Source organism: Salmonella sp. 741265050_HSA, assembly GCF_046569445.1.
In the GTDB taxonomy this organism is placed as follows: domain Bacteria; phylum Pseudomonadota; class Gammaproteobacteria; order Enterobacterales; family Enterobacteriaceae; genus Salmonella; species Salmonella enterica.
The window spans coordinates 320,171-345,015 of record NZ_JBKFSV010000003.1 but is presented as its reverse complement, the minus strand read 5'-3'; the positions used below and the strand labels follow the sequence as shown (position 1 = coordinate 345,015).

General features: G+C 53.9%; 22 protein-coding genes. 15 read left to right on the top strand and 7 right to left on the bottom strand.

The genetic code is table 11. The features are described from left to right. Positions 1-254: 254 nt before the first annotated feature. Together araE and ACLD4F_RS09925 are read left to right on the top strand one after the other, a co-directional pair. The gene (araE, locus tag ACLD4F_RS09930) at positions 255-1,673 is read left to right on the top strand and encodes an arabinose-proton symporter AraE (RefSeq protein WP_000253650.1); all 1,419 of its coding nucleotides are present in this window, start codon (positions 255-257) and stop codon (positions 1,671-1,673) included. Positions 1,674-1,785: 112 nt separating this feature from the next. Next, on the top strand, positions 1,786-2,493 hold the full coding sequence (locus ACLD4F_RS09925) for an aspartate/glutamate racemase (protein ID WP_000848629.1): 708 nt from the start codon (positions 1,786-1,788) through the stop codon (positions 2,491-2,493). Here the strand turns inward: ACLD4F_RS09925 and ACLD4F_RS09920 are convergent. Next, complete coding sequence (locus ACLD4F_RS09920; RefSeq protein ID WP_000741798.1) at positions 2,465-3,400, bottom strand: LysR family transcriptional regulator; 936 nt, start codon at positions 3,398-3,400, stop codon at positions 2,465-2,467. The two genes, ACLD4F_RS09925 and ACLD4F_RS09920, sit on opposite strands and share 29 nt — an antisense overlap. A gap of 117 nt (positions 3,401-3,517) precedes the next feature. Here ACLD4F_RS09920 and lysA point away from each other — a divergent pair, with 117 nt between their 5' ends. Then, on the top strand, positions 3,518-4,780 hold the full coding sequence (gene lysA / locus ACLD4F_RS09915) for a diaminopimelate decarboxylase (protein WP_411010815.1): 1,263 nt from the start codon (positions 3,518-3,520) through the stop codon (positions 4,778-4,780). Between the two features lie 9 nt (positions 4,781-4,789). Here lysA and ACLD4F_RS09910 read toward each other — a convergent pair whose 3' ends face one another. Together ACLD4F_RS09910 and galR are read right to left on the bottom strand one after the other, a co-directional pair. Then, on the bottom strand, positions 4,790-5,812 hold the full coding sequence (locus ACLD4F_RS09910) for a LacI family DNA-binding transcriptional regulator (RefSeq protein ID WP_411010836.1): 1,023 nt from the start codon (positions 5,810-5,812) through the stop codon (positions 4,790-4,792). A gap of 10 nt (positions 5,813-5,822) precedes the next feature. Next, a complete protein-coding gene (gene galR, locus ACLD4F_RS09905) occupies positions 5,823-6,851 on the bottom strand; it encodes an HTH-type transcriptional regulator GalR (RefSeq protein ID WP_000201030.1) in 1,029 nt (342 codons plus the stop codon). Between the two features lie 207 nt (positions 6,852-7,058). Here galR and ACLD4F_RS09900 point away from each other — a divergent pair, with 207 nt between their 5' ends. The 3 genes from ACLD4F_RS09900 to lplT all read left to right on the top strand — a co-directional run bounded on the left by ACLD4F_RS09900 (position 7,059) and on the right by lplT (position 10,797). Further along, complete coding sequence (locus tag ACLD4F_RS09900) at positions 7,059-7,286, top strand: hypothetical protein (protein WP_071525129.1); 228 nt, start codon at positions 7,059-7,061, stop codon at positions 7,284-7,286. Positions 7,287-7,442: 156 nt separating this feature from the next. Further along, positions 7,443-9,602, top strand: a complete 2,160-nt coding sequence (gene aas / locus ACLD4F_RS09895) for a bifunctional acyl-ACP--phospholipid O-acyltransferase/long-chain-fatty-acid--ACP ligase (RefSeq protein WP_140066888.1) — start codon at positions 7,443-7,445, stop codon at positions 9,600-9,602. Next, positions 9,595-10,797, top strand: a complete 1,203-nt coding sequence (lplT, locus tag ACLD4F_RS09890) for a lysophospholipid transporter LplT (RefSeq protein ID WP_000004679.1) — start codon at positions 9,595-9,597, stop codon at positions 10,795-10,797. Before aas ends, lplT begins: the two co-directional genes overlap by 8 nt. An 86-nt stretch (positions 10,798-10,883) precedes the next feature. Here the strand turns inward: lplT and ACLD4F_RS09885 are convergent, their stop codons facing one another. The 4 genes from ACLD4F_RS09885 to mutH all read right to left on the bottom strand — a co-directional run bounded on the left by ACLD4F_RS09885 (position 10,884) and on the right by mutH (position 14,093). After that, positions 10,884-11,924, bottom strand: coding sequence for an NADP(H)-dependent aldo-keto reductase (locus ACLD4F_RS09885; protein WP_411010814.1), 1,041 nt, complete (start codon positions 11,922-11,924; stop codon positions 10,884-10,886). A 190-nt stretch (positions 11,925-12,114) separates the two neighbouring features. Further along, a complete protein-coding gene (locus ACLD4F_RS09880) occupies positions 12,115-12,333 on the bottom strand; it encodes a YgdI/YgdR family lipoprotein (RefSeq protein WP_000758662.1) in 219 nt (72 codons plus the stop codon). Positions 12,334-12,502: 169 nt separating this feature from the next. Continuing rightward, a complete protein-coding gene (locus tag ACLD4F_RS09875) occupies positions 12,503-13,216 on the bottom strand; it encodes a TerC family protein (protein WP_000895635.1) in 714 nt (237 codons plus the stop codon). Between the two features lie 181 nt (positions 13,217-13,397). Further along, a complete protein-coding gene (gene mutH, locus ACLD4F_RS09870) occupies positions 13,398-14,093 on the bottom strand; it encodes a DNA mismatch repair endonuclease MutH (RefSeq protein ID WP_350387781.1) in 696 nt (231 codons plus the stop codon). Between the two features lie 682 nt (positions 14,094-14,775). Between mutH and rppH the strand changes: the two genes are divergently transcribed. The 9 genes from rppH (at position 14,776) to recC (ending at position 24,762) form a co-directional block, all read left to right on the top strand. Beyond that, a complete protein-coding gene (gene rppH, locus ACLD4F_RS09865; protein WP_000564481.1) occupies positions 14,776-15,306 on the top strand; it encodes an RNA pyrophosphohydrolase in 531 nt (176 codons plus the stop codon). Positions 15,307-15,318: 12 nt separating this feature from the next. Beyond that, positions 15,319-17,565: a phosphoenolpyruvate--protein phosphotransferase gene (gene ptsP / locus ACLD4F_RS09860; RefSeq protein WP_000957887.1), complete on the top strand. Its 2,247-nt coding sequence runs from the start codon at positions 15,319-15,321 to the stop codon at positions 17,563-17,565. A 215-nt stretch (positions 17,566-17,780) separates the two neighbouring features. After that, positions 17,781-18,656 (top strand): prolipoprotein diacylglyceryl transferase, encoded by an 876-nt coding sequence (gene lgt / locus ACLD4F_RS09855; RefSeq protein WP_000204645.1) that lies wholly within the window; start codon positions 17,781-17,783, stop codon positions 18,654-18,656. A gap of 6 nt (positions 18,657-18,662) precedes the next feature. Further along, positions 18,663-19,457, top strand: coding sequence for a thymidylate synthase (thyA, locus tag ACLD4F_RS09850; protein ID WP_000816247.1), 795 nt, complete (start codon positions 18,663-18,665; stop codon positions 19,455-19,457). 184 nt (positions 19,458-19,641) lie between these two features. Further along, positions 19,642-20,112 carry a prepilin peptidase-dependent protein gene (locus tag ACLD4F_RS09845; protein ID WP_000744668.1) on the top strand — a complete coding sequence of 157 codons (471 nt, stop codon included), beginning with the start codon at positions 19,642-19,644 and terminating at the stop codon, positions 20,110-20,112. After that, a complete protein-coding gene (locus ACLD4F_RS09840; RefSeq protein ID WP_000029150.1) occupies positions 20,103-20,666 on the top strand; it encodes a prepilin peptidase-dependent protein in 564 nt (187 codons plus the stop codon). The genes ACLD4F_RS09845 and ACLD4F_RS09840 overlap by 10 nt, the downstream gene beginning before the upstream one ends. Then, positions 20,663-21,070, top strand: a complete 408-nt coding sequence (locus tag ACLD4F_RS09835; RefSeq protein WP_079972864.1) for a DUF2509 family protein — start codon at positions 20,663-20,665, stop codon at positions 21,068-21,070. Before ACLD4F_RS09840 ends, ACLD4F_RS09835 begins: the two co-directional genes overlap by 4 nt. Continuing rightward, positions 21,055-21,375, top strand: coding sequence for a prepilin-type N-terminal cleavage/methylation domain-containing protein (locus ACLD4F_RS09830; protein WP_000019294.1), 321 nt, complete (start codon positions 21,055-21,057; stop codon positions 21,373-21,375). Before ACLD4F_RS09835 ends, ACLD4F_RS09830 begins: the two co-directional genes overlap by 16 nt. A gap of 15 nt (positions 21,376-21,390) precedes the next feature. Next, positions 21,391-24,762: an exodeoxyribonuclease V subunit gamma gene (gene recC, locus ACLD4F_RS09825; RefSeq protein ID WP_411010813.1), complete on the top strand. Its 3,372-nt coding sequence runs from the start codon at positions 21,391-21,393 to the stop codon at positions 24,760-24,762. Positions 24,763-24,845: the final 83 nt, after the last annotated feature.

Below are 24,845 nucleotides of genomic sequence, written 5' to 3'. Positions count from 1 at the left end.
CATAGTCCATATTGTGGGTTTAACTTAATCCATATATTGTTAAATAATAGCTATGATCAATGCTTTAATTCATTGAAATATTGGTGGTTTAAAAGAATACCCGGCAACGGCGTTAAATTTAAAAAGTGTAATATCCATCACATATCGCTATAGCGTAGCCATTTAATCCATATTTATGCCGTTTCCAGCCTGACACTTGAGGAAGAGTATCCCGTACTTTCAGGCTATGTCTTACTCTGTTGTGGCAGGAAAATATGGTCTCTATTAATCATGACTCTGCTTTAACGCCGCGTTCGCTTCGCGACACACGACGTATGAATATGTTTGTTTCGGTTTCTGCAGCGGTAGCGGGGCTGTTATTTGGTCTGGATATCGGCGTTATCGCTGGGGCGCTGCCTTTTATTACCGACCATTTCGTACTGACCAGCCGGCTGCAGGAATGGGTCGTCAGCAGTATGATGCTTGGCGCGGCAATTGGCGCATTATTTAACGGCTGGCTTTCATTCCGGCTGGGGCGTAAGTATAGCCTGATGGCCGGCGCGATTTTGTTCGTGCTCGGCTCGCTGGGGTCGGCGTTTGCTTCCAGCGTGGAAGTATTGATTGGCGCCCGCGTGATACTGGGCGTAGCAGTAGGGATTGCCTCCTATACCGCGCCGCTTTATCTCTCTGAAATGGCAAGTGAAAATGTTCGCGGCAAAATGATCAGTATGTATCAACTGATGGTGACGTTAGGCATTGTGCTGGCTTTTTTATCCGATACGGCATTCAGCTACAGCGGCAACTGGCGCGCGATGTTGGGCGTGCTGGCGTTGCCTGCGGTGTTGCTCATTATTCTGGTGGTATTTCTGCCGAATAGTCCGCGCTGGCTGGCGCAAAAAGGTCGCCATATCGAAGCGGAAGAGGTGCTGCGTATGCTGCGCGATACCTCGGAAAAAGCTCGTGATGAACTGAATGAGATTCGGGAAAGCCTCAAACTCAAGCAGGGCGGGTGGGCATTATTTAAAGCTAACCGCAATGTTCGCCGCGCCGTGTTCCTCGGTATGTTGCTACAGGCAATGCAGCAGTTCACCGGCATGAACATCATTATGTACTATGCGCCGCGCATTTTTAAAATGGCCGGCTTTACCACCACGGAACAGCAAATGATCGCGACGCTGGTGGTCGGACTGACCTTTATGTTCGCGACTTTTATCGCCGTCTTTACGGTCGATAAGGCCGGGCGTAAACCGGCGTTAAAAATCGGTTTCAGCGTAATGGCGTTAGGGACATTGGTGTTGGGCTACTGCCTGATGCAGTTTGATAACGGTACGGCATCAAGCGGTCTCTCCTGGCTTTCCGTTGGGATGACGATGATGTGTATCGCCGGTTACGCGATGAGCGCCGCTCCGGTGGTGTGGATACTGTGTTCGGAAATCCAGCCGCTGAAATGCCGTGATTTTGGCATTACCTGTTCAACCACGACAAACTGGGTATCGAACATGATCATCGGCGCGACATTCCTGACACTGTTGGACAGCATTGGCGCGGCAGGTACATTCTGGCTTTACACCGCGCTGAATATCGCTTTTATCGGCATCACTTTCTGGCTGATTCCGGAAACCAAAAATGTCACCCTGGAGCACATCGAACGCAAGCTGATGGCGGGCGAGAAGCTAAGAAATATTGGCGTATAATCCCCCCTCCCATGCCGGATGACGCCTGTTATCCGGCATGATGAAAAATAGACTGGAAACGGATGTGTAAGTTTGCTTCACTGCCATAATGCTTTACAAAAAGGAGAGCGCAGTGAAAACGATCGGACTGTTGGGTGGTATGAGCTGGGAATCGACTATCCCTTATTACCGTTTAATCAATGAAGGCATTAAACAGCAGCTGGGAGGCCTGCACTCGGCGAGCTTACTGCTGCATAGCGTAGATTTCCACGATATTGAAGTATGTCAACGCCGCGGCGAGTGGGATAAAGCGGGCGATATCCTGGCGCAGGCCGCGCAGGGGTTACAGCAGGCGGGCGCAGAAGGCATTGTGCTGTGTACCAACACCATGCATAAAATCGCGCACATTATTGAATCTCGTTGTTCTCTGCCTTTCCTACACATCGCGGATGCTACCGGGCGAGCCATCGCCCGTCAGGGGTTGCATCGTGTGGCGCTATTAGGGACTCGCTATACGATGGAGCAGGATTTTTATCGCGGGCGGCTGGAACAGCAATTTGCGATTGAGACCATCGTGCCGGAGGCGGACGATCGGGCGCGTATCAATCAGGTCATTTTTGACGAGCTCTGCCAGGGGACATTCACTGACGCGTCGCGCCACTATTATTTACAGGTTATCGAACAACTGGCTGCGCAAGGCGCGCAGGGCGTTATTTTTGGCTGCACTGAAATAGGTTTGCTTGTTCCCCAGACGCAAAGCGCGCTACCGGTTTTCGATACCACGGCAATTCATGCCGCAGATGCCGTGAGCTTTATGCTTTCGTCATCGGCCCCAGAATAACCTCCAGCGGTTCGACCAGGCGCGAAAGATGCGTTTGTAAATGCTTACTGAAGGCGTCAACCAGCGCGGAGGCGGGGCGGTGTAGCGGGCGAATCAGGCTGACGGTAAAGGGCACGTCAATGCTGAAGCGGCGAACGGTGACGCCGCTGGCGGCATAGTCAAGCGCGGTCAGCGGGTTAACGATCGAAACGCCCGCCCCGGCGCGCACCATCGCGCAGACGGAGGCCGCGCTATGCGTTTCCACCACCATTCTGCGCTTCACCTGATGTTCGGCAAATAACGTATCCAACAACTGTCGATAGCTGTCCAGGCGGGAGAGGCTGATAAAGTTTTCCCCCTGAAAATCGTCTGGCGTCAGTACCGTTTTGGCGGCAAGCGGATGGTCGCAGGGCAGTACGCACACTTCATTCAGCGTTAGTAACTCGGTACGGGTTGTTCCTGCCGGGGCATGAAGCGTCTCCGTCAGCCCTAAGTCGTGGCGCTGAGCGGAGAGCCACTCTTCCAGCAACGGCGACTCCTGCGGCACAATATTTAGGCTGACATCCGGATAACGCGCCAGAAAAGGCGGTAGTAGCGGCGGCAAAAAGGATTGTGAAAAGACCGGCAGGCAGGCGATAGAGAGTTCGCCCTGACGGAACTCGCGCAGACTTTCCGCCGCGCTGACGATGCGATCCAACCCATACCAGGAGCGTTGTACCTCTTCGAACAGGCGTAGCCCTTGCACCGTCGGATGTAAGCGCCCGCGTGTGCGCTCAAACAGCGTTAATCCCAGCACTTTCTCAAAACGCGCCAGCTCGCGACTGACGGTAGGCTGCGAGGTATGCAGCAGCCGCGCCGCTTCGGTGAGATTTCCGGCGGTCATTACGGCATGAAAAATTTCAATGTGACGTAAATTAACGGCAGCCATACGTTTCCCTGAATCATTTATCCCATATCATTTTTGCATAGACTGACAATAAAACGATATTTTTTATTCTTTCTAAGGTATGGCGTAATCGTTAAAAAGCCTGTTCCGGAGTTTGTTATGTCATTGCCGCATTATCACGCTGAAACTGACCTTAACGCTGAAAATTTGCTCAGATTGCCTGCTGAATTCGGCTGTCCGGTCTGGGTCTATGACGCGCACATTATTCGCCGTCAGATAGCCGCCCTGCAGCAGTTTGACGTTGTGCGTTTTGCGCAAAAAGCCTGTTCGAACATTCATATCCTGCGCTTAATGCGCGCGCAGGGTGTCAAGGTGGATTCTGTTTCATTGGGGGAGATCGAACGTGCGCTGGCGGCGGGCTACGATCCGCAAACGTGCCCTGATGATATCGTTTTTACCGCCGATGTGATTGACGCCGCCACGCTGGCGCGCGTCAGCGAACTGCATATTCCGGTCAATGCCGGTTCGGTAGATATGCTGACGCAGCTTGGTCAGGTTTCGCCTGGGCATCGCATCTGGTTGCGCGTGAATCCTGGCTTTGGTCACGGCCACAGCCAGAAAACCAACACCGGGGGCGAAAACAGCAAACACGGCATCTGGCATAGCGATCTTCCGGCGGCGCTGGCGGTAATGCAGAAATACCGACTGAAACTTGTCGGTATCCATATGCACATTGGTTCCGGCGTCGATTATGGCCATCTGGAGCAGGTTTGCGGCGCGATGGTACGCCAGGTGCTGGAATGTGGTCAGGATGTGGAGGCGATTTCGGCAGGCGGCGGACTCTCGATACCTTATCGTGAGGGAGAAGAGCCCGTTGATACGCGCCATTACTATGGTCTGTGGAACGCGGCGCGCGAGCAAATCGCCCGCCATCTGGGACATGCGGTCAAACTTGAGATCGAACCCGGACGTTTTCTGGTGGCGCAATCGGGCGTGCTGGTAACGCAGGTGCGTAGCGTAAAACAGATGGGAAGCCGCCATTTCGTGCTGGTAGATGCGGGTTTTAACGATCTGATGCGCCCGGCGATGTACGGTAGCTATCACCGTATTTCGGCGCTGGCGGCGGATGGTCGCGCGCTTGAAAATGGCCCGTGGGTCGAGACGGTGGTCGCCGGGCCGCTATGCGAATCAGGCGATGTTTTTACGCAGCAGGAAGGGGGAATGGTTGAAACACGCGCCTTACCTGCGGTCATCCCCGGCGATTACCTCGTATTGCACGATACCGGCGCGTACGGCGCGTCTATGTCATCGAATTACAACAGCCGCCCGCTCCTGCCGGAAGTGCTGTTTGACAATGGACAGGCGCGGCTGATCCGCCGTCGTCAGACCATTGAAGAGCTGTTAGCGCTGGAGATGCTCTGAAGCGCATCATTAGGCCGGACGTTGAAAAAACGGGCCTGCGGCGACGGACTCGCGCAGAATCAGCGTGCCGGTAAAGGGCGGGATCGAGGCGACCGGCTCGCTGTTCGCCAGGCGAACGGCCTGATCGATCGCGGTGGCTATCATATCCTCGATGGGTAAATAGACTGTTGAAAGCCCCGGTTCAAGCCAGGTTGCGCCCGGCGCATCGTCAAAACCAAACAGCGACACATCCTGCGGGATGCGTAATCCGGCCTGGCGCAGCGCTTTTGCCGCGCCCAGCGCCGTGTCATCATTACAGGCGAATAGCGCGCTAAACGTGACGCCTTCCTCCAGTAATTCCCGGCAGGCGTCATAGCCGCGCGTCAGCGTGTAATCGCCGTATTTCACTTTTGCCGGTTGCCAGGGGATGCCATATTTTTCCAGCGCCTTGCGATAACCCGCTACGCGTGATGTGCCGGTGGGAGTATGAACAGGCAGCGTAATACAGGCGATATCGCGATGGCCCTGCGTAATCAGATATTCCACCGCCTGGAATACCGCCGTCTCCTGCTCGAAGAAAATAGCGCGATCGCGGGCCTGAGTGACGTTGCGATTAATAATCACCAGCGGCATTTCCGTGGCGTCAATCAACGACAAAATCGCCGGCTCATCCATATAGCGAGTGTAAAGAATAATAGCGTCGCACTGTCTGTCGGCCAACATTTGTACGGCTTTCTGCTCTCGTTCCGGCGTATCGTGACCATCGGTGACGATCAACTGCTTGTTATGAAACTCCGCCTGGCGCGACGCCCGGCGCAACAAACTGCCGAAATAGAAGCCGTCAAACGTAGAGACGACCAGACCGATGCTGTTGCTGGTGCGATTCGCCAGCGAGCGTGCCAGTAGGTTGGGGCGATAGCCCAGAGCCTGCATCGCCGTAAACACTTTCTGGCGCGTGCTTTCTTTTACCTGCCCCGTCCCATTCAGCACTCGTGAGACGGTGGCCTTTGATACGCCCGCATGGCGGGAAACATCCAGCATTGTCGCCATCATGCTACCCTGATTAATCGGTTGTCGACAGGTGCCCGGTATCCGTCGGCGTGGACACCGAATGTCGGCGTACCAGTGTCGGACTAAATACATGAGTTACTTCTGGCGTAGGGCATTTCCCTGCCAGCGCTAAGGCCAGCTCCGCCGCCTGTGTCGCCATGGTGACGATCGGATACCGAATGGTGGTCAGTCGGGGACGCACATAGCGTGAGACCAGTACATCATCAAAACCGATGAGCGATACTTCGCCCGGCACCCCCACGCCATTATCATTTAATACTCCCATCGCGCCGGCCGCCATCGAGTCGTTATAGCAGGCCACCGCGGTAAAATTTCTGCCGCGACCTAATAACTCAGTCATCGCCTGCTCGCCGCCGCTTTCATCCGGTTCGCCGAACGTCACCAGCCGATCGTTAGCCGGGATATGGCTTTCCGCCAGCGCATCGTAATAGCCCCTCAGGCGATCTTCGGCATCAGAGATGGTGTGGTTGGAACAGATATACCCAATACGCGTATGACCTTGCTGGATCAGATGCCGGGTCGCCAGCCATGCCCCGTAACGGTCATCCAGCGCGACACAGCGGTGTTCTAACCCCGGTAAAATGCGGTTAATCAGCACCATGCCGGGGATTTGCTTCATTAATGAGGCCAGGTCCGCATCCGGAATCATTTTGGCGTGTACCACTAACGCTGCGCAACGATGACGAATCAACTGTTCAATAGCCTGACGCTCTTTTTGTTCGTTATGATACCCGTTGCCAATCAGTAAAAAATTGCCGGTGTGATACGCCACCTGTTCAACGGCTTTCACCATCGCGCCGAAAAAAGGATCGGAAACGTCGCCGACCACCAGACCGAGGGTTTCCGTTGCCTGCTGTGCCAGCGCGCGCGCGTTGGCGTTAGGGTGATAGCTCAGGGACTCCATTGCGCTGGTCACCGCCAGCCGGGACGCTTCGCTGGCTTTTGGCGAATCGTTAATAACGCGAGAAACGGTGGCGACTGAAACACCGGCCAGTCGGGCTACATCTTTTATGGTCGCCATGATAATACCTATAGTGGGTAAACGCTTACATTACGCCAGTTTTACGGAAAATGAACCTCTGTTCAAGCCTCTTGCCCCGCCGTGTCGGGCAAATGTGACCTGCACGGGAGAAATGCGTCTGTAAAGTGACAATACAAATCTTTCGTTACAGTTTGCGAAGCGCTGTTGCGATTGTCTGCTGGCAGGCCAGCGAGTCAGGTTGATAGAGTGGTGATCCCAGAGGTATTGATAGGTGGAATCAACGTCATTGTTGATCACACGAATTACACCAACCTGCGTAGAGATGCGCAGGTTTTTTTTGTTTCGCCTGAACCTGTAACAGTAACGGATAATTTACACAACTCGTTGCATTTCCGTTTATTCCTTTGCGTTTTCGGACTGGCGATGCAGACGCGCGAAGCCCACAATCAAGATCCCAGAGGTATTGATTGGTGAGATTATTCGGTACGCTCTTCGTACCTGTCTCTTGCACCAACCTGCGCGGATGCGCAGGTTTTTTTTCGAACCTATTTTGCTATCGCTCCTGTTACGCAACTCGTGTAATCTGCCACAATTCATGTTTTAGCGAATTGTCGGCCAAAGGGAGTTGAAATGCTGTTTGGATTTTTCCGTAACCTGTTTCGCGTGCTTTATCGTGTGCGCGTCACTGGCGATGTCCGGGCGCTACAGGGGAACCGGGTCTTAATTACCCCCAATCACGTTTCATTTATCGATGGTATGCTACTGGCGCTGTTTTTGCCGGTACGGCCTGTCTTTGCGGTATATACCTCCATCAGCCAGCAATGGTATATGCGCTGGTTAACGCCGCTGATCGATTTTGTACCGCTCGATCCCACTAAACCCATGTCCATTAAACACCTGGTACGTCTGGTGGAACAGGGGCGTCCAGTGGTGATTTTCCCGGAAGGGCGGATTTCCGTGACCGGCTCGCTGATGAAAATTTATGACGGCGCAGGCTTTGTGGCGGCAAAATCGGGCGCAACCGTCATTCCGCTCCGCATTGACGGCGCGGAGCTTACCCCTTTCAGTCGCCTGAAAGGTCTGGTTAAACGGCGTTTGTTCCCCCGCATTCAGCTTCATATTTTACCGCCGACGCAAATACCGATGCCGGAAGCGCCGCGCGCGCGCGACAGGCGTAAAATAGCGGGTGAGATGCTGCACCAGATCATGATGGAAGCGCGTATGGCGGTGCGCCCGCGTGAGACGTTATACGAATCGTTGCTGGCGGCGCAATATCGTTACGGCGCGGGTAAAAACTGTATTGAGGACATTAACTTTACGCCGGATACGTATCGTAAGTTACTGACCAAGACGCTTTTTGTTGGCCGGATTCTGGAAAAGTACAGCGTTGAGGGCGAGAAAATCGGTTTAATGCTGCCGAATGCCGCCATCAGCGCGGCGGTGATTTTCGGCGCGGTTTCTCGTCGCCGCATTCCGGCCATGATGAACTACACTGCGGGGGGAAAAGGGCTGACCAGCGCGATTACCGCGGCGGAAATTAAAACGATTTTTACCTCCCGCCAGTTCCTCGATAAAGGTAAATTGTGGCACCTGCCGGAGCAGCTAACGCAGGTTCGCTGGGTTTACCTGGAAGATTTAAAAGCGGACGTCACACCCGCCGACAAGCTGTGGATTTTTGCCCACCTCCTGGCGCCGCGACTGGCGCAGGTAAAACAGCAGCCGGAAGACGCGGCGATCATTCTTTTTACCTCCGGCTCGGAAGGGCACCCGAAAGGGGTGGTGCACAGCCATAAAAGCATTCTGGCGAACGTCGAGCAGATAAAAACGATTGCGGATTTCACCGCCAATGACCGTTTTATGTCGGCGCTGCCGCTCTTTCACTCGTTCGGTTTGACGGTGGGCCTGTTTACGCCGTTGTTGACCGGCGCGGAAGTGTTTCTTTATCCAAGTCCGCTGCACTACCGCATTGTGCCGGAACTGGTCTATGACCGTAACTGTACCGTGCTGTTTGGTACGTCAACCTTCCTCGGCAACTATGCGCGCTTTGCCAATCCGTATGATTTTTATCGCCTGCGCTATGTGGTGGCCGGTGCGGAAAAACTTCAGGAGAGCACCAAACAACTGTGGCAGGATAAATTCGGTCTGCGCATTCTTGAGGGCTACGGGGTAACGGAATGCGCGCCAGTAGTCTCGATTAACGTGCCGATGGCGGCTAAGCCTGGCACTGTTGGCCGCATTCTGCCTGGCATGGACGCGCGTCTGCTGGCGGTGCCCGGTATTGAAAACGGCGGTCGGCTACAGCTGAAAGGGCCGAATATCATGAATGGCTATCTGCGCGTGGAAAAACCGGGCGTGCTGGAGGTGCCGTCGGCGGAAAACGCCAGAGGCGAAACCGAGCGCGGGTGGTACGACACGGGCGATATTGTACGCTTCGATGAAAATGGTTTTGTGCAGATTCAGGGGCGCGCGAAACGCTTTGCGAAAATTGCTGGCGAAATGGTCTCGCTGGAGATGGTCGAACAACTGGCGCTTGGCGTTTCGGCGGACAAAATGCACGCTACCGCCATTAAAAGCGATGCCAGCAAAGGTGAAGCGCTGGTACTGTTTACGACTGACAGCGAACTCACCCGAGAAAAGTTACAGCACTATGCCCGTGAACACGGTATTCCGGAACTGGCCGTCCCGCGTGATATCCGTTATCTGAAGCAGCTTCCCTTGCTTGGCAGCGGGAAACCCGATTTTGTGACGCTGAAAAGTTGGGTGGATGCGCCGGAACAACATCATGAGTGAGTCAGTACGTACTAACACCTCCATCTGGTCGAAAGGGATGCTGTCGGTTATTGTCGCGCAGTTTCTCTCGGCTTTTGGCGATAATGCGCTGCTGTTTGCGACGCTGGCACTGCTGAAAGCTCAGTTTTACCCGGACTGGAGCCAGCCTGTTTTGCAAATGGTGTTTGTGGGCGCTTACATTCTTTTTGCGCCGTTTGTCGGCCAGATAGCGGACAGCTTTGCCAAAGGCCGGGTGATGATGGTCGCCAATGGTCTTAAACTGGCGGGAGCGGCAGGTATCTGCCTCGGCATAAATCCTTTTGTCGGTTATACGTTGGTCGGGATTGGCGCGGCGGCTTATTCTCCGGCGAAATACGGTATTCTGGGCGAACTGACGACGGGCGATAAGCTGGTGAAAGCCAATGGCCTGATGGAAGCCTCTACGATTGCGGCGATTTTGCTCGGTTCCGTCGCGGGCGGCGTATTGGCCGACTGGCATGTCATCGCTGCGCTGGTTGCCTGCGCGTTGGCCTACGCTGGCGCAGTGGCGGCGAACCTGTTTATCCCGAAGCTTGTGGCGGCGCGTCCAGGACAATCCTGGCGGTTGTCGGCGATGACGCGTAGCTTCTTCAGCGCTTGCGTTGTCCTTTGGCGTAACGGTGAAACGCGTTTTTCGCTGGTGGGGACCGGGCTATTCTGGGGCGCAGGCGTGACGCTGCGTTTTCTGCTGGTGCTGTGGGTGCCGGTGGCGCTGGGGATTACGGATAACGCCACGCCGACTTACCTGAACGCCATGGTGGCGGTAGGCATTGTGGTCGGCGCGGGCGCGGCGGCAAAACTGGTGACGCTGGAGACCGTATCGCGCTGTATGCCCGCCGGGATTTTGATTGGCGTTGTGGTTGCGATCTTCTCATTACAGCACGCATTGCTGCCTGCTTATGCCTTGTTGCTGTTGATAGGTATGCTGGGCGGCTTTTTTGTGGTGCCGCTCAACGCTTTGCTCCAGGAGCGCGGTAAGAAGAGCGTTGGCGCCGGGAATGCCATTGCCGTACAAAATCTGGGCGAGAATAGCGCCATGCTATTAATGCTGGGACTGTACTCGCTGGCGGTGCTGGTTGGCGTTCCGGCAGTGGCGATAGGTATCGGCTTTGGCGTGCTGTTCGCGCTGGCGATCGCGGCGCTGTGGATCTGGCAGCGCCGGCAGGCATCATACTGAGTGAATATGCCGGGCGGCGAGTGCGCGTTATCCGGCTTACATTGTCTCTGTAAGCCCGGAAGCGTAGCGCCACCGGGCACTGACCATCACGGCGCCGGATAAGTATAAACCTGATGCGCCGCCTCAATCTCCGCCAGAACGTCTTCGCTTAACGTCAGATGCAGACTTTCCACATTCGTCTTGAGCTGCGCCATCGTGGTTGCGCCCAGTAACGTACTGGCGACAAACGGCTGGCGGCGAACAAAGGCCAGCGCCATCTGCGCCGGATCAAGATTGTGACGCTTCGCGATATCGACGTAGGCGGCAACGGCTTTTTGCGCCTGTTCGCCGCTGTAACGTGTGAAGCGGCTGAACAAGGTATTCCGCGCGCCTGCGGGTTTGGCCCCGTTCAGGTATTTACCGGTTAATGTGCCAAACGCCAGACAGGAGTAGGCGAGCAATTCAACACCTTCATACTGGCTGACTTCCGCCAGTCCGACCTCGTAGCTGCGGTTTAACAGGCTATAGGGGTTCTGGATCGTGACAATACGCGGCAGGTCATGTTTTTCCGCCAGATGCAGATAGCGCATAACGCCAAACGCTGTCTCATTTGAAACGCCAATATAACGAATCTTACCCGCTCGCTGAAACTCACTTAGCGCGTCTAACGTCTCCAGCAGACTTACTACTGGCGTGGAGTCCGTCCAGTTATAGCCGAGTTTACCGAAGCAGTTAGTGGGGCGCTGCGGCCAGTGCACCTGATACAAATCCAGATAGTCGGTCTGCAATCGGGTCAAACTGTCGTGTAGCGCTTCGCGAATATTTTTACGATCCAGCGCCTGATTAGGCCGGATGCCTTGATCATTATTACGTGCCGGTCCGCTGACTTTGCTGGCGATGATCAGTTTTTCACGGTTGCCACGTTTGGCGAGCCAGTTACCGATATAGGATTCCGTCAGCCCTTGTGTTTCCGGGCGCGGCGGTACCGGATACATCTCGGCGGCGTCGATAAGGTTAATGCCATTTGCGATGGCATAGTCGAGCTGTGCGTGAGCGTCGGCTTCGCTGTTTTGTTCACCAAATGTCATTGTGCCCAGCCCTAGCGTACTTACTTCGAGCGAGCTGTGGGGTATACGGTGATAGTGCATAGCCGTTTCCTTTTTATTATGAAGTCAGAAATTCCCGACAAAGGACAATAAAAATGGCAGAGGGAAGGCAAAAGGGAAAGTAAAATTGCAGGCTGCACGGCGTAATTGTTACCGGGCGTGGTCGCCACGCACCGTTACGGGACGCAGCCTGAAGGCTTGCAGAACGCTGACCTCGATCACAGGCCACCGCTTAACGTTCGATGATTTGAGACACTTCGTCACGGTTGATTTGCATCTCGTTTCCCTGTGCATCGGTATAGCTGACCAGACCGGTATCATCGTCAACTTGCGGTTTTCCATCGGTCAGGATCATACGACCATCTTTCGTCGCCATTACATAATCGCTGCTGCATCCGGATACCGCAAAAGCCAACCCTACTGCGGAAATTACAACTGCCCACTTTTTCATCCGTTTGTCCTCACGTAGCCTGCATCTGATAATAGTCTGTTAATCATATGTCTGATAATAGTCTAGTAATAACGCGCAGCTCTGCATGTCGGAAGCAGCAAAATCTTAATCTGTGAGAAGAAAGGAAATAAAGTGAGTATTCGCTCCCCGGCGGGGGAGCGAGACAGGATTACAGCGGATTCTTTTTATTACGCAACAGGTTCAGGCTCTCTACTGCGATAGAGAAGAACATGGCGAAATAGATATACCCTTTCGGAACGTGAACGTCGAAACTTTCCAGAATCAGGGTAAAGCCAACCAGGATCAGAAAGGAGAGCGCCAGCATTTTTACCGACGGATGGCGATCGACAAACTCGCCGATGGGCCGTGCCGCAAACATCATGACGCCCACGGCAATAACGACTGCCGCCATCATAATAAACAGATGATCGGATAGGCCAACCGCTGTGATAACTGAATCAAGGCTGAAAATAATATCCAGCAGCATAATCTGTACAATTGCGCCCAGGAAAGAAGAAACCCGGGTTTTTAACCCTTCTTCTTCGCCTTCGATGGACTCATGGATCTCCTTGCTGGCTTTCCAGATTAAAAATAACCCGCCCAGTAACAGAATGAGATCGCGGGCGGAAATCGCTTCGCCGAAAAGCTCAAACAGCGGATTAGTCAGACGAGTGACCCAGGCGATTGACGCCAGCAGCGCCAGGCGCATGACCATCGCCGCCGCCAACCCAAGCCGCCGTGCGTGGTTCCGTTGCGCCGTAGGAAGTTTTGCTACCACCAGAGAAAGAAAAATAATGTTGTCGATCCCAAGTACAATCTCCAGCAGCGTCAGCGTACCGAGCGCCAGCCAGGCATTAGGATCGGTTATCCATGCAAATAACATCGAACAAAGTCCTGCCAAAAAAAGAAGCGGTAATTATAGGCCCGTCGAGTGACGGGCGAAAGCCCAGGCTGAATTTGCGCAACCAGGAACGGTGTAAAATAGCGGCGACAATACGCTTACGTTTATCCGGCGCTGGCCCGATGCGTAGCCATAGCGGAGGCGCATTTGCGTGTAATGGACGTTACGGATTCTGCAATAAAAAATGGCGAGCCAGCAGCGCCTGCGTAAAATTTTTTTTCAGATAAAATCCACGCGGTAGCGTCAAAATAGGTTCCCCGCGCGCGCCGATAGCCTCGGTGAGCGCCCTGGCATTGGCGGCTTTGGGCCGCAGTTGTAAGACTTCGCCATGACGGGCGGTAATGCGTTCCACCTGGCCCAGCACTATCATGTCCATCAGCTCTTCCCAGTCGAGGCGTAGCTGCCTGTCCTCTTCTTCACTCGGACTCCAGAGTAGCGGCGAACCTACGTGGCGTTCGGCTAACGGTATGCTGCGATCGCCTTCGACCGGCACCCATAGCACGCGCTTCAATTTATGCCGTACGTGACTTGTCTCCCAGGTCACGCCGCTGTTACCGGTTAACGGCGCCACGCAAACAAAGGTTGTTTCCAGAGGACGACCCAGACTATCCACCGGGATGGTTTTCAGTTCTACGCCTAACGCGGCGAAATCCTGCTCCGGCTTGCTCCCGGCGCTGGCGCCGAGCCAGATCTCCAGCAAGACACCGATCCAGCCTTTGTCTCGCTTCAAATCTTTAGGCGTGGTAATGCCAGCCATCGCCGCCAGCTCGCCTAACGTATAGCCGGAAAGCTGCCGCGCCTGGGCTAACAGCAATGCTTCCGAAGCAGGCGGAGTCAGTAGCGGACAAAGAGCGGACATGACAATTACCTTAGGTCAAAAAGTGAGCAGTGATTTTATACCGTATGGGCAGAGTTTATCTTTTTCTGTGTCTTATATTCAATAGACTGATTTTTATTGCCTTTTTTGTGTTGTTTCTTCGTGTTGCGCAACGCTGAAGCGGGTTTTCCAATTCTGGTCACTGACAATAAACAGGATCTTACACTATGTTATCCACAGAAAGTTGGGATAACTGTGTAAAACCGCCACTACTGTTTCCATTTACAGCCTTGACGTGCGACGAAAATCGAAAATTCAGACAAATAGTGCGTAAGTTATTGGCACAATCTGTGGATAAAACCGACGCTGGTTGATCTTTCATCAGCATAAGGATCTTAGATGTGATGCTTGTCACGCTTTATGAAGGTGGCATGTAAGATTTGTCTATAACACAATGAATATAAGGCACTATTTTTACTGTTTTCCGCATGAGGAATTCAGACTGTTCTGGGTTTTCCCGTGGTAATTCCATACTTCTTCACAACTATATCCACAGAAAAGGTGAATAAAATGGCGCAAGGGCGTCATCATCTGTTTATAACTCGGCTATTTACTGTGAGTTATTCAATTGTTATTAGGCTGTGTCACTATTACAGAGTGGTTTACCGCCTCACTGGAGTATGAAACAATCGTTCATATATAAGGTTTATGTTGAGGTAGTCCGGTGATTGATGACGATGGCTACCGCCCAAATGTAGGTATCGTAATTTGTAATCGTCAGGGGCAGGTGATGTGGGCCCGGCGATTTGGTCAGCACTCCTGGCAGTTCCCGCAGGGCGGGATAAATCCAGGGGAGTCGGCAGAACAGGCGATGTACCGGGAACTGTTTGAAGAAGTTGGGTTAAGCCGTAAAGATGTGCGGATCCTTGCTTCTACTCGCAACTGGTTGCGTTACAAGTTACCAAAACGTTTGGTGCGTTGGGACACAAAGCCGGTATGTATCGGCCAGAAACAAAAGTGGTTTCTTTTGCAGTTAATGAGCGCCGACGCCGAAATCAATATGCAAACCAGCAGTACGCCGGAGTTTGACGGCTGGCGCTGGGTAAGTTACTGGTATCCGGTTCGACAAGTGGTGTCATTTAAACGCGATGTCTACCGCAGAGTAATGAAAGAGTTTGCAAGTGTTGTCATGGCGCTTCAGGATAATCCCCCTAAGCTACAAAGCGCGCCTGCTTATCGACGTAAAAGAGGTTAAGCCACGCAAATTATGCTCACTCGCCTGCGCGAAATAGTCGAAAAAGTGGCCAGTGCGCCGCGTCTGAACGAGGCGCTGAATATTCTGGTCACGGATATCTGTCTTGCGATGGATACTGAGGTTTGCTCGGTTTACCTGGCCGATCATGACCGACGCTGTTATTACCTGATGGCGACGCGGGGGTTGAAAAAACCGCGTGGTCGAACCGTTGCGCTTGCGTTTGATGAGGGGATCGTCGGTCTGGTGGGCAGACTGGCGGAACCCATTAACCTTGCCGATGCGCAAAAACATCCCAGCTTTAAATACATTCCTTCGGTAAAAGAGGAGCGTTTTCGCGCGTTTCTCGGCGTGCCGATCATTCAGCGTCGCCAACTTCTCGGCGTGCTGGTCGTACAGCAGCGCGAATTGCGCCAGTACGATGAAAGCGAAGAGTCTTTCCTCGTCACGCTCGCTACGCAGATGGCGGCTATCCTGTCACAGTCGCAGGTCACAGCGCTGTTCGGGCAATACCGGCAGACGCGAATCCGCGCGCTTCCTGCGGCGCCGGGCGTGGCTATCGCAACGGGCTGGCAAGACGCGACCATGCCGCTGATGGAACAGGTTTACGAAGCGTCTACGCTGGATACCTCTCTTGAACGCGAACGATTGACCGGCGCGCTGGAAGAGGCGGCGAACGAGTTCCGACGATACAGCAAACGCTTTGCCGCCGGCGCGCAAAAAGAGACGGCGGCCATTTTCGATCTGTACTCACACCTGCTTTCAGATGCCAGACTGCGTCGCGAACTCTTCGCCGAGGTCGACAAAGGCGCTGTTGCGGAGTGGGCCGTTAAAAAAATCATCGAAAAATTTGCCGAGCAATTTGCGGCGCTAACCGATAACTACCTCAAAGAACGTGCGGGAGACTTACGCACGCTGGGGCAGCGGCTGTTATTCCACCTTGATGATTCAGTTCAGGGGCCAAACGCCTGGCCGGAACGTTTTATTCTGGTCGCGGATGAGCTGTCGGCGACCACCCTGGCGGAGCTGCCGCAGGACAGGCTGGCGGGCGTTGTGGTGCGCGACGGCGCGGCAAACTCGCATGCGGCGATTATGGTGCGCGCGCTCGGTATCCCGACCGTCATGGGCGCTGATATCCAACCTTCGGTGCTACATCGCCGTACGTTGGTGGTGGATGGCTATCGCGGTGAATTACTGGTCGATCCTGAACCCGTGCTTATTCAGGAATATCAGCGGCTCATTAGTGAAGAGATAGAACTCAGTCGTCTGGCGGAGGACGACGTCAATCTTCCCGCCCAACTGAAAAGCGGCGAGCGTGTCAAAGTGATGCTGAATGCCGGGCTCAGCCCCGAGCATGAGGAAAAGTTAGGCAGTCGGATCGACGGTATCGGCCTGTACCGTACTGAAATTCCCTTTATGCTGCAAAGCGGGTTTCCCTCGGAAGAAGAGCAGGTGGCGCAGTATCAAGGGATGCTGCAAATGTTTAACGATAAACCGGTGACGCTGCGGACCCTGGATGTGGGAGCGGATAAGCAACTGCCCTATATGCCGATCAGCGAGGAGAACCCGTGTCTGGGCTGGCGCGGGATCCGCATTACGCTGGATCAGCCGGAGATCTTTTTGATCCAGGTCCGCGCGATGCTGCGCGCCAATGCGGCGACTGGCAACCTCAGCATTTTGCTGCCGATGGTCACCAGTATTGATGAAGTCGATGAAGCGCGGCGTCTGATCGAACGCGCCGGGCGCGAGGTCGAGGAGATGATCGGCTATGCGATCCCGAAACCGCGTATCGGCATTATGCTGGAAGTGCCGTCCATGGTATTTATGCTGCCGCATCTGGCTAACCGGATCGACTTTATCTCGGTCGGCACCAACGATTTAACGCAATATATCCTGGCGGTAGATCGCAACAATACCCGCGTGGCCAGTATTTATGACAGTTTGCATCCGGCTATGCTGCGCGCACTGTCCATGATTGCGCAGGAAGCCGAAAAACATGGTCTCGATCTTCGCTTGTGCGGCGAGATGGCGGGTGATCCGATGTGCGTGGCGATTCTTATCGGTCTGGGATATCGCCATCTTTCGATGAATGGCCGTTCGGTAGCGCGTGTGAAATATCTGCTGCGGCATATCGATTTTGAAGACGCGCAAACCCTTGCCAGACGTAGCCTTGAGGCGCAGATGGCGACCGAAGTGCGTCATCAGGTGGCGGCGTTTATGGAGCGCCGCGGGATGGGGGGATTGATTCGCGGAGGGTTGTAACGACTGGAGCGGGAAAAGAGAGTGACTGTGGATTCACGGCGCAGACAACACGCCTGCAAGATGAAAGACAATGCGTATACATATCTTTTAACGGTAATCGGCATCTCGCTTTTAACCCTTGTGCTATTATTCGCACCTTTGGAGCGTCTGCAACGCGCAGGCGCGCTTATCAATCGCTATCTCTTCAGCGAAATAACAAGAAATTGTGGTGACAGATGACCAGTAGCTATCTGCATTTTCCGGACTTTGATCCGGTCATTTTCTCAATTGGGCCCGTCGCGCTTCACTGGTATGGCTTGATGTATCTGGTGGGGTTCGTTTTCGCGATGTGGTTGGCGGTGCGTCGCGCTAACCGTCCGGGAAGCGGTTGGACCAAAAACGAAGTTGAAAATTTACTCTATGCAGGTTTCCTGGGGGTCTTCCTGGGGGGACGTATTGGCTATGTCCTGTTTTATAACTTCCCTCTGTTTCTGGATAACCCGCTCTATTTATTCCGCGTCTGGGACGGCGGCATGTCCTTCCACGGCGGGCTTATCGGCGTGATACTGGTGATGATTATCTTCGCCAGGCGCACGAAGCGCTCGTTCTTTCAGGTGTCTGATTTTATTGCGCCGTTAATTCCGTTCGGCCTGGGCGCCGGGCGTCTGGGCAACTTTATCAACGGTGAATTGTGGGGGCGCGTCGATCCTGACTTCCGGTTTGCCATGCTCTTTCCTGGCTCACGCGCGGAAGATATTGCGCTGCTGCCGTCACATCCGCAATGGCAGCCTATTTTTGATACCTACGGCGTATTGCCACGCCACCCTTCCCAGTTGTATGAGCTGGCATTAGAAGGCGTGGTGCTGTTTATCATCCTTAATCTCTTTATTCGCAAACCGCGTCCGATGGGCGCAGTCTCCGGATTATTCCTGATTGGCTATGGCGCGTTTCGTATCATTGTTGAATTCTTCCGCCAGCCGGACGCGCAATTTACCGGCGCGTGGGTACAGTACATCAGCATGGGGCAGATTCTCTCTATCCCGATGATTATCGCTGGCGCGATCATGATGGTTTGGGCATATCGCCGCCGCCCGCAGCAACACGTTTCCTGAGGAACCATGAAACAGTATTTAGAACTGATGCAAAAAGTGCTGGATGAAGGCACACAGAAAAACGACCGTACCGGCACCGGCACGCTTTCCATTTTTGGCCATCAGATGCGTTTTAACCTGCAGGAAGGCTTTCCTCTGGTGACGACAAAACGCTGCCATTTACGTTCAATTATTCACGAACTGCTATGGTTTTTGCAGGGCGATACCAACATCGCTTACCTGCACGAAAATAATGTCACCATCTGGGACGAATGGGCCGATGAGAACGGCGATTTAGGCCCGGTTTATGGTAAGCAGTGGCGTGCATGGCCAACACCGGATGGCCGCCATATCGATCAGATCGCCACGGTCTTAAGCCAGCTTAAAAACGACCCGGACTCTCGTCGTATTATCGTTTCTGCGTGGAACGTCGGCGAGCTGGATAAGATGGCGTTGGCGCCGTGTCACGCCTTTTTCCAGTTTTATGTCGCAGATGGAAAACTCTCCTGTCAGCTTTATCAGCGCTCCTGCGATGTGTTCCTCGGTCTGCCGTTCAACATTGCCAGCTACGCGTTACTGGTGCATATGATGGCGCAACAGTGCGACCTGGACGTCGGCGATTTTGTCTGGACCGGCGGCGACACGCACCTGTACAGCAACCATATGGAGCAGACGCACCTGCAATTAAGCCGTGAACCGCGCGCGCTGCCGAAGTTGGTCATTAAGCGTAAACCCGATTCGCTTTTTGACTACCGGTTCGATGATTTCGAAATTGAAGGTTATGATCCGCACCCCGGTATTAAAGCGCCGGTCGCTATCTAAGCGCTGACGATCCTGCCATAACCGACGTCATTGCGCGTCGGTTTTTTTTACCCTTCGTCTCAATCTTCGGCGCGGATTCCTGAAATTTTGCAACGCGCTGCAAGACATGAACTTTTTCTCGTAACGCGCCGAACAATCTGTATTTGGCGCTCGTTATTTTTTCCCCGCCCGCCATACTGCCGACATGAAAAAACAACAGGGCTATACGCTCATTGAAACGGTGGTCGCGATGTCGCTCATTATCATTCTCAGCGCCACAGGACTTTATGGCTGGCAACGCTGGCAGCAGCAACAGCGCCTGTGGCAAACCGCATGTCAGGTGCGGGATTACCTGCTGCAACTTCGTGAGGACGCTCACTGGCATAACCGCGATCACATTCTTCGCGTGGTCAGCGAAGGCGGTTCATGGTGCTTTGTCAGCTCTGTTGCTACGCAAACATCGTGTACGCCATCTTCCCCCTTTGTGTTTACGCCCGACTGGCGTGATGTCGTCCTTGCCGATATCACGCCGTCGTTAGCCTTCTTTGGCCTGCGCAATACGGCATGGGCAGGGCATATCGTACTGAAAAACGCTGCCGGAGAGTGGCGTCTGGTCGTCTCCTCCTGGGGGCGAATCAGGCTATGTGAGCGTAATGAGGCCGCCACGTGTCAATAACCACGCGGGGGTTCTCGCTACTGGAGGTTGTGCTGGCGATGGCGATAGGTTCCATTTTACTGCTTGGGTCCGCACGATTTTTACCGGCGCTACAGCGTGAGATCTGGCACAACACGCGACAGTTATCGCTGGAAGATGAAATCTGGCAGCGAACCTATACCGTAGCGAAGCATCTTCAACGTGCGGGTTACTGCCATGGCCACTGTATTGGCGAAGGGTTACATCTTGCCGAACAGGGGCAATGCGTCATCGTTCAGTGGGACGGGAATAATAACGGTGTCTGGGATACCATACCGGCGAAAGAGGCCGACCAGACCGGGTTCCGTATGAAGGATAACGTTCTGGAAACATTACGCGGAGCAACATCTTGCCAGGGTAAGGGATGGGAAAAAATGACCGATCCCAATACGGTACTCATCACGGCGTTTACCGTTGAGCGCCGGGATATAACGGGATTCTCGCCAGTGCTCATGCTGCATCTGCGTGGCGCCAGCAAAGCCGAGCCTCAGACGGTTATTGACGCGCAATACAGCGTAACGGGATTTAATCTGTGAATCGGGAACGTGGCGCTTCTTCGCTAATACTGGCGCTTTTAATACTGATTCTGGGTAGTCTGCTACTGCAAGGCGTAAATCAGCAGCAGGCCAGCTATGCCGCCCGCGTGACGACGCAGAGCCTGGCGATACAACGCCAGGCGCTCGTACAGTCGGCGCTGGAATGGGGGCGGGAGCAGCTATGGTCAGGCGTAACCGAAATGGAATGTCGGCGCTATTCCCCTTCAGGAGCGAGGGTCTGTTTGCGGAGATTATCGGAGGATGAGGTGGTGATGGCGGCGCAAGATGACGGCATGACGTTATGGCGTTTGGGCAACGTCATTCAGGGAAGCATTGTCTTTTCTCCCCACGGCTGGAGCGATTTTTGTCCGTTAAAAGAGGTGGCGTTATGTCGCATCCCCTGAATTTACAACGCGGGTTTAGCCTCCCGGAAGTTTTAGTGGCGATGGTTCTAATGGTAATGATCGTCACCGCGCTGTCAGGCTATCAGCGGGTATTAATGCACAGTTTTGCATTACGACACCAGTATCTTCAGATCTGGCGGCAGGCGTGGCAGCAAACGGCGCTGTATCCATTTTCGCCTGCTGAAGGCTGGAAGGCCAACCGGATGCAGACAACGCAATCGGGATGTGTCAGCATCAGCGTCACGATGGTTTCACCCTCTGGCAGGCAGGGGCAGATGACGCGCTTGCATTGTCCAAATCGTTAATCGTCAGGAGTAATTATGTTAAGGGTCTACCACTCCAATCGTCTGGATGTGCTGGAAGCGTTGATGGAATTCATCGTCGAACGCGAGCGGCTGGATGATCCCTTTGAACCAGAAATGATTCTGGTACAAAGCACGGGTATGGCGCAGTGGCTGCAGATGACCCTTTCACAAAAGTTTGGTATTGCGGCGAATATCGCTTTTCCGTTACCGGCGAGTTTTATCTGGGAGATGTTTGTCCGCGTGTTGCCGGATATCCCCAAAGAAAGCGCTTTCAGCAAACAAAGCATGAGCTGGAAACTGATGACCTTGCTGCCGCAGTTGCTGGATAAGGATGAGTTTGTACTGCTGCGCCATTATCTGACCGACGACACTGCTAAACGCAAACTCTTTCAGCTTTCCGCGCGCGCCGCCGACCTGTTCGATCAGTATCTGGTTTATCGGCCTGACTGGCTTACGCAGTGGGAGGCGGGAGAAACCGTGGAAGGTCTGGGGGAGGCGCAAAACTGGCAGGCGCCGCTGTGGAAAGCATTGGTGGAATATACCGCCGCGCTGGGGCAGCCGCGCTGGCATCGCGCCAATCTCTACCAACGCTTTATTCAAACGCTGGAAAGCGCGACCGCCTGCCCGCCAGGGTTGCCGTCCCGCGTTTTTATTTGCGGCATTTCCGCGTTACCGCCAGTGTATCTCAGAGCGTTGCAGGCGCTGGGCAAACATATTGAAATTCATCTCCTTTTTACTAATCCGTGTCGGTATTACTGGGGGGACATTAAAGACCCAGCCTGGCTGGCAAAACTCATGGCTCGCCAGCGTCGTCACAGTTTTGAAGACCGTCATTTACCGTTGTTCCGTGAAAACCAGAATCCGGAAGCCTTATTTAACAGCGACGGTGAACAGGATATCGGTAATCCGCTACTGGCCTCATGGGGAAAACTGGGACGGGATTATATCTACCTGCTATCTGAACTGGAAAACAGCCAGGAGCTGGATGCGTTTGTTGATATTACGCCAGATAATCTTTTGCATCGGATTCAGGCGGATATTCTTGAACTGGAAAGCCATGCGGTGGCGGGCGTAAATCTTGAGGAGTATTCGCGCAGCGACAATAAGCGTCTGCTCGATCCCGAGGATAACAGCCTCTCTTTTCACGTATGTCACAGCCCGCAGCGCGAGGTGGAGATACTGCACGATCGCCTGCTGGCGATGCTGGAAGCCGATCCGACACTAACGCCGCGCGACATTATCGTTATGGTGGCTGATATTGACAGCTATAGCCCGTTTATCCAGGCGGTATTTGGTAGCGCGCCAACGGAGCGCTATCTGCCTTATGCCATTTCCGATCGGCGGGCGCGTCAGTCACATCCGGTGTTACAGGCATTTATCAGCCTACTTTCGTTACCGGACAGCCGCTTTGTCTCCGAGGATGTTCTGGCATTGTTAGACGTACCGGTATTGGCTGCCCGCTTTACGATCAACGAAGAAGGGTTGCGTTATTTGCGCTTGTGGGTCAATGAGTCAGGTATTCGCTGGGGAATTGACGATGACAACGTACGCGAGCTGGAACTTCCTGCCACGGGGCAGCATACGTGGCAATTTGGCCTGACGCGTATGCTGCTGGGGTATGCGATGGAAAGCGCCCAGGGCGAGTGGCAGTCGGTTCTGCCTTATGACGAATCCAGCGGTCTGATTGCTGAGCTGGTCGGGCATCTGGCTTCGCTGCTGATGCAGCTTAATATCTGGCGGCGCGGTCTGGCGCAGGAGCGACCGCTGGAAGAGTGGTTGCCCGTTTGTCGCGATATGCTCAATGATTTCTTCCTGCCCGATGCGGACACGGAAGCGGCAATGACATTGATTGAACAGCAGTGGCAGGCCATTATCGCCGAAGGCGTCGCGGCGGAATATGGCGACGCGGTACCGATTTCGCTACTGCGGGATGAACTGGCGCAGCGTCTGGATCAGGAACGTATTAGCCAGCGCTTCCTGGCGGGCCCCATCAATATTTGTACGCTGATGCCGATGCGTTCCATTCCGTTCAGAGTCGTTTGCCTGCTGGGAATGAACGACGGCGTATACCCGCGCCAGCTTGCGCCGTTGGGCTTTGACCTGATGAGCCAAAAACCCATGCGCGGGGATCGAAGCCGTCGCGACGATGACCGCTACCTGTTTCTGGAAGCGTTAATCTCGGCGCAGCAGACGCTGTATATCAGCTACATCGGTCGCTCCATCCAGGATAATAGCGAACGCTTTCCCTCTGTACTGGTGCAAGAATTGGTGGATTACATCGGGCAAAGCCACTATTTGCCGGGCGACGAAACGCTGACCTGTGATGAGAGCGAAGCACGAGTTAAAGCGCATATTACGCGTCTGCATACCCGTATGCCTTTTGATGCGCAAAATTACCAACCCGGCGAACAGCAAAGTTATGCCAGAGAGTGGTTGCCTGCGGCGAGTCAGTCGGGGAAAGCGCATTCTGACTTTGTGCAGCCGCTTCCTTTTACGATGCCGGAAACATTGACTCTGGAAAGTCTGCAGCGTTTTTGGGCCCATCCGGTACGCGCATTTTTTCAGATGCGGCTTCAGGTTAATTTCCGCTCGGAAGAGAGTGAGATTCCTGATGCGGAACCGTTTGAATTAGAGGGATTGACGCGATATCAACTTAACCAACAGTTGCTCAATACGCTGGTTGAAGAGGACGACGCCGAACGCTTGTTCCGCCGTTTCCGGGCTGCGGGAGAGTTGCCTTACGGCGCGTTTGGCGAAATATTCTGGGATGCGCAATGTCAGGAGATGCAGCAACTGGCAAGCCGGGTTATCGCCTGTCGTAAGCCGAGCCAAAGCCTGGAAGTGGATCTGCTTTGCAATGGCGTTCAGCTAACCGGCTGGCTACCGCAGGTACAGGAGGATGGATTATTGCGCTGGCGTCCCGCTTTAATCAGCGTTGCGCAAGGTGTGCAACTTTGGCTGGAACACCTTGTCTATTGTGCCAGCGGCGGGAGTGGCGAAAGTCGCCTGTTTTTGCGCAAAGAGGGAGAGTGGCGATTTCCGCCACTTGATAAAACGCAGGCAATGGCTTACCTGGCGCAACTGATTGAAGGCTACCGGGAAGGCATGTCTTCTCCGCTATTGGTACTGCCGGAAAGCGGCGGCGCATGGATAAAAGCCTGTTATGACGCTGAAAATGATGTCATGTTAGACGACGATGATACCTTACAGAAGGCCAGGACAAAGTTTTTACAGGCTTATGAAGGCAACATGATGGTGAGCGGCGAAGGCGAAGATATCTGGTATCAACGTCTTTGGCGTCAGCTGGAATCTGAAACGTTGCAGGCTATCATTGCGCAGTCCCGACATTACCTGTTACCGCTGTTTCGTTTTAATCAGTCTCGTTGATTGTATGAAAATCGCACAATTAAAAGGCTTCGACTATGATGCGCTCTTCGTCACGGACTGATTACTGATAAAAAGATGCTGCC

Coding starts and splice junctions, on each gene's coding strand:
- araE (WP_000253650.1), top strand. CDS start 255: ATGGTCTCTATTAATCATGACTCTGCTTTAACGCCGCGTTCGCTTCGC.
- ACLD4F_RS09920 (WP_000741798.1), bottom strand. CDS start 3,400: ATGGCTGCCGTTAATTTACGTCACATTGAAATTTTTCATGCCGTAATG.
- lysA (WP_411010815.1), top strand. CDS start 3,518: ATGTCATTGCCGCATTATCACGCTGAAACTGACCTTAACGCTGAAAAT.
- ACLD4F_RS09910 (WP_411010836.1), bottom strand. CDS start 5,812: ATGATGGCGACAATGCTGGATGTTTCCCGCCATGCGGGCGTATCAAAG.
- galR (WP_000201030.1), bottom strand. CDS start 6,851: ATGGCGACCATAAAAGATGTAGCCCGACTGGCCGGTGTTTCAGTCGCC.
- aas (WP_140066888.1), top strand. CDS start 7,443: ATGCTGTTTGGATTTTTCCGTAACCTGTTTCGCGTGCTTTATCGTGTG.
- lplT (WP_000004679.1), top strand. CDS start 9,595: ATGAGTGAGTCAGTACGTACTAACACCTCCATCTGGTCGAAAGGGATG.
- ACLD4F_RS09885 (WP_411010814.1), bottom strand. CDS start 11,924: ATGCACTATCACCGTATACCCCACAGCTCGCTCGAAGTAAGTACGCTA.
- ACLD4F_RS09880 (WP_000758662.1), bottom strand. CDS start 12,333: ATGAAAAAGTGGGCAGTTGTAATTTCCGCAGTAGGGTTGGCTTTTGCG.
- ACLD4F_RS09875 (WP_000895635.1), bottom strand. CDS start 13,216: ATGTTATTTGCATGGATAACCGATCCTAATGCCTGGCTGGCGCTCGGT.
- mutH (WP_350387781.1), bottom strand. CDS start 14,093: ATGTCCGCTCTTTGTCCGCTACTGACTCCGCCTGCTTCGGAAGCATTG.
- ptsP (WP_000957887.1), top strand. CDS start 15,319: ATGCTCACTCGCCTGCGCGAAATAGTCGAAAAAGTGGCCAGTGCGCCG.
- lgt (WP_000204645.1), top strand. CDS start 17,781: ATGACCAGTAGCTATCTGCATTTTCCGGACTTTGATCCGGTCATTTTC.
- thyA (WP_000816247.1), top strand. CDS start 18,663: ATGAAACAGTATTTAGAACTGATGCAAAAAGTGCTGGATGAAGGCACA.
- ACLD4F_RS09845 (WP_000744668.1), top strand. CDS start 19,642: ATGAAAAAACAACAGGGCTATACGCTCATTGAAACGGTGGTCGCGATG.
- ACLD4F_RS09830 (WP_000019294.1), top strand. CDS start 21,055: ATGTCGCATCCCCTGAATTTACAACGCGGGTTTAGCCTCCCGGAAGTT.
- recC (WP_411010813.1), top strand. CDS start 21,391: ATGTTAAGGGTCTACCACTCCAATCGTCTGGATGTGCTGGAAGCGTTG.